Origin of the sequence: Kitasatospora sp. NPDC051984 (assembly GCF_044593455.1) — a bacterium.
GTDB lineage: Bacteria > Actinomycetota > Actinomycetes > Streptomycetales > Streptomycetaceae > Kitasatospora.
Genome location: NZ_JBIUCB010000059.1, coordinates 1 through 3,306 on the forward strand (window position 1 = coordinate 1; position 3,306 = coordinate 3,306).

General features: G+C 75.5%; 3 protein-coding genes. All 3 read left to right on the plus strand.

The features are described from left to right. Positions 1-96 precede the first annotated feature (96 nt). Positions 97-2,445, plus strand: coding sequence for a hypothetical protein (locus tag ACIHEI_RS37425; RefSeq protein ID WP_396609986.1), 2,349 nt, complete (start codon positions 97-99; stop codon positions 2,443-2,445). Positions 2,446-2,525: 80 nt separating this feature from the next. Continuing rightward, complete coding sequence (locus tag ACIHEI_RS37430) at positions 2,526-3,035, plus strand: hypothetical protein (protein WP_396609987.1); 510 nt, start codon at positions 2,526-2,528, stop codon at positions 3,033-3,035. Between the two features lie 6 nt (positions 3,036-3,041). Then, positions 3,042-3,306: RRQRL motif-containing zinc-binding protein (locus ACIHEI_RS37435; protein ID WP_396609988.1), on the plus strand; the 265-nt coding region annotated here is incomplete at its 3' end.

The following is a 3,306-nucleotide window of genomic DNA, read 5'->3' on the forward strand; positions in this document are numbered from 1 at the left end:
TCCTCACCCCGGCCCCGGGGGCCCCCCCCCCCGGGGGGGGCCCCGGCGCCCCCCTTCCCGCACCACCCTTCCCGGCCCGAGAGAGGGACACCGACCATGGCCACCGCCACCACCGCCACCGCCGACACCACCGCCGACACCGCCGAGGAGACCGGGCGGCCCGCCCCGGCGCCGCTCACCCCGGCCGCCGCCCGCCGCATGGCCATCGCCGAGCGCGTCCTGTACGGCGCGGGCGGCGTCCTGGCGGCCGTCGGCCCGCACACCCACGTCGTCCCCCTGCACGTCGCAGTCCTGGGCGCCGGGGCCGGCACCCTGGCGGTCCTGTGGTCGCGGACCAAGGGCTCGGCGGCCGACCTGTGGCTGTCCTCCACCCGGGCGCTGCCCACCCTGGGCCTGACCGGCACCTACGCCGCCAGCCTGTTCCACCCGGGCTCGGCCTGGTGGGAGTACGTCGCGCCGCTCGCCGTCGCCGCCGCCTCGGCGGCCGCCGCGCCGTTCACCCGCGCCCGCGGCGTCGAGCACCACGTCCTGGCCGCCGCCGACGCCCAGGAGCAGGGGGAGGAGGTCGAGGATCCGAGCTACTTCGGCGGCCTGCGGCGGCTGTGGGCCGAGGCCCGGAGCACCGGCAGCACCGAGCTGGTCGACCTGGTCCAGGACGATCCGGGCCGCCCGGACTTCCGCGCCGTCATCCTCGCCCCGGCCGGGGAGACGGTGCCCAGCAGCGTCAGCCCGCACAACATCGCGGGCGTCTTCGACGTCCCGGTCGAGGCCGTCACCATCGCCCCGATTCCCGGCAGCGGGCCGGGCCGCCTGGCCCTGACCGTCGCTCCGACCGTCGCCGCCGAGAGCTCGCCGGAGGCGGACGACGTGCGCGCGCTGTGGGCCGAGAGGGTCGCCGGCCCGCGCGGCGCGGCCCCCGGCATGCAGCTGGTCGACTACCGGCTGGAGGCCGACCGCCTGGTGGTCCTGGTCGAGGCCGACGAAGGGATGATGATCAAGCTGGCCCGCGTCCCGATCGCGCGCGCGATGAAGGTCGAGGACCCCGACCTGGTGATGATCGAGACCGACGGCATGTCCACCGGCGTGGTCACGTTCTACCGGCAGCACCCGCTGATCAGCATCCGCGAGGCCACCGTCGCCGACCTCACGATGCAGCCCGACGGCACGGTTGTCATCGGCCTGCAGCACGACGGCCGCCCCTTCCGGATCCACCTGTTCCGCCCCGAGCTGGGCGCGCTGACCGACCTGTTCGTCGGGGCCCCCGGTGCCGGGAAGTCGGTGGCGCTGCTGACGGTGCTGGCCGCCGAGCGCATCAGCGGCGTCGTGTCGATCGTCGCCGACGCCCAGAACGGCATGTCGCTCCCGGAGGCCAGCGGCCGCACCGCTCATTTCGGGGCCGGCCGCGCCGCCCTCGGCGCGACCCTCGCGGCGTTCTGCGCCGTCATGGACTACCGCGAGGAGTACAGCGCCGGCCGCGGTTGGGGGTCCTTCACCATCGGCGACCCCTGGCCGCTGGTGATCGCCACCCTGGACGAGATCAACAAGGTGCTCAGCGTGGACGAGACCACCGTTCATGTCGACTTCCGCAAGTGGGTCGCGGGCATGATCGGCCGCGTCCAGCTCACCGGCCGCAAGGTCGGCATGGGCGTGAGGTTCGCCGGACAGTCCATCCACCTCCGCGAACTCGGCGACAGCGAGAAGGTGCGTGCCAACGCGAAGCAGGGCCTCGTCTGGCTCGGGAGGGTCAACAGCTCGATGACCCAGCGCATGGCCACCGACATGGTCGGCGCGGCGACCGCCGCGACCATCATCCCCATCCCGCCGACGTTCGGCGGCGGCGGCTCCGCCGGGGTCATGGCGGCCTGGAAGGGCGAGACCGTCGCCTCCGGCCCCGTCACCGCAGGCTGCGCCTGGGCCATCCAGGAGGGCCAGGCCGTGCTCACCCGCGTCTTCCGCGCGGTCAAGGAGAACCGCACCTACCCGCACCTGATCCGTCTGCTGGAGTCCGCCCCGATCCCGCTGCTCACCCCCGCCGAGCAGAAGGTGTTCGCCGAGGCGTACGCCGAGGCCCTGCCCTACGCCGAGCTGCTCCTGGAGCACGGCAACGAGGAGCCGAAGGATGGCGGAGGCCGGCGCTCTCGGCGCGGCGCCCCGACGGGCCCGACGGGTTCGGCCGTCCCGACCGTCCCGGCCAGCGCCGCGCCGAGCCTGAGCAACCAGATCATTGGCTACCTGGCTGCCGCCGGGGGCGTGATGCGTACCCGCGACATCCGTCGGGCCGTCGGCGTCGGGACCCCCGACGGCCCGGCCGGCGGGTACGTCGACACCCTCCTCGGCCGGATGCGCGACGAGGGCCTGGTCGTCAACGTCGGGCACGGCTCCTGGGGTCTCGCCCCGGGCCTTGCTCCCCAGGGCCTCGCCCCCGAGGACGAGGCCCCCGAGTAGGCCGAATCCGCTGATCAAGCCCACATCACACCCCGAGGCCCGGAGGCTACCGCTCCGGGCCTCGTTTCCCGGAGGACACCATGGAGTTCAACACCGCCCGCCCGCTGACCGACGCCCAGGCCGCCGCCGAGGCCGCCCGCCTCATCGCCGAGGCGTACCGCCAGGAGGCCGGGCAGCCCGCCGCCGTCACCTCCTACCGCGACCTCGCCCCGCTCCCGCCGGTCGGCCCGACCCCGCCCGCGACCCTGCCCGACAGCCGCACCGTCCCGGCCTGGGCGATCGGGACCGCCGTCGCCTCCGTCGGCGTCGGCCTGGGCGTCACCGGCATCGGCGCCGGGGCCTGGCTCGTGATGGACGGCATGGCCTCGGTCACCCTCGCCGGGATCTGCGCCGTGCTCTCGCCGTTCGTCGGCCTCGCCCTGGTCGTCCTCACGGCCGGCACCGCCTACGCCAAGGCCGCCAAGTCGCGGGTCGGCACCGGCCCGACCACCCACGTCTACAAGGGCACCGTCAACAAGACGACGGAGATCGCCGCCCCCGTCACCGTGCGCGGCATGTTCGCCCGCACCAAGACCGAGATCACCGGCTGACCGGCCGTGCGCGCCGCCGACCTCGACCCGACCGGGGAGCGCCACGGCCTGCCGACCTGGCCCTGGCGCCTGGCAGGCCCCGGCCTGCACACCCGCCGCCAGCTCCGCGAACTCGGCCTCCGGCCCGGCGGCCAGGAGCCCGCCGCGCAGATCGTCTGCCGCCGCGGCGCCCGCGTCGCCTACCTCTACCGCCTCGACCTCGCCCGGCCGGTGCGCCCGATGACGCCCGGCCGGGCCGCCGCCCTGGACCGGGCGATGGCCAAGCGCCAGA

Bases quoted from the DNA above. Each gene is read 5' to 3' on its own strand.
- ACIHEI_RS37425 (WP_396609986.1), top strand. From the start codon at position 97: ATGGCCACCGCCACCACCGCCACCGCCGACACCACCGCCGACACCGCC.
- ACIHEI_RS37430 (WP_396609987.1), top strand. From the start codon at position 2,526: ATGGAGTTCAACACCGCCCGCCCGCTGACCGACGCCCAGGCCGCCGCC.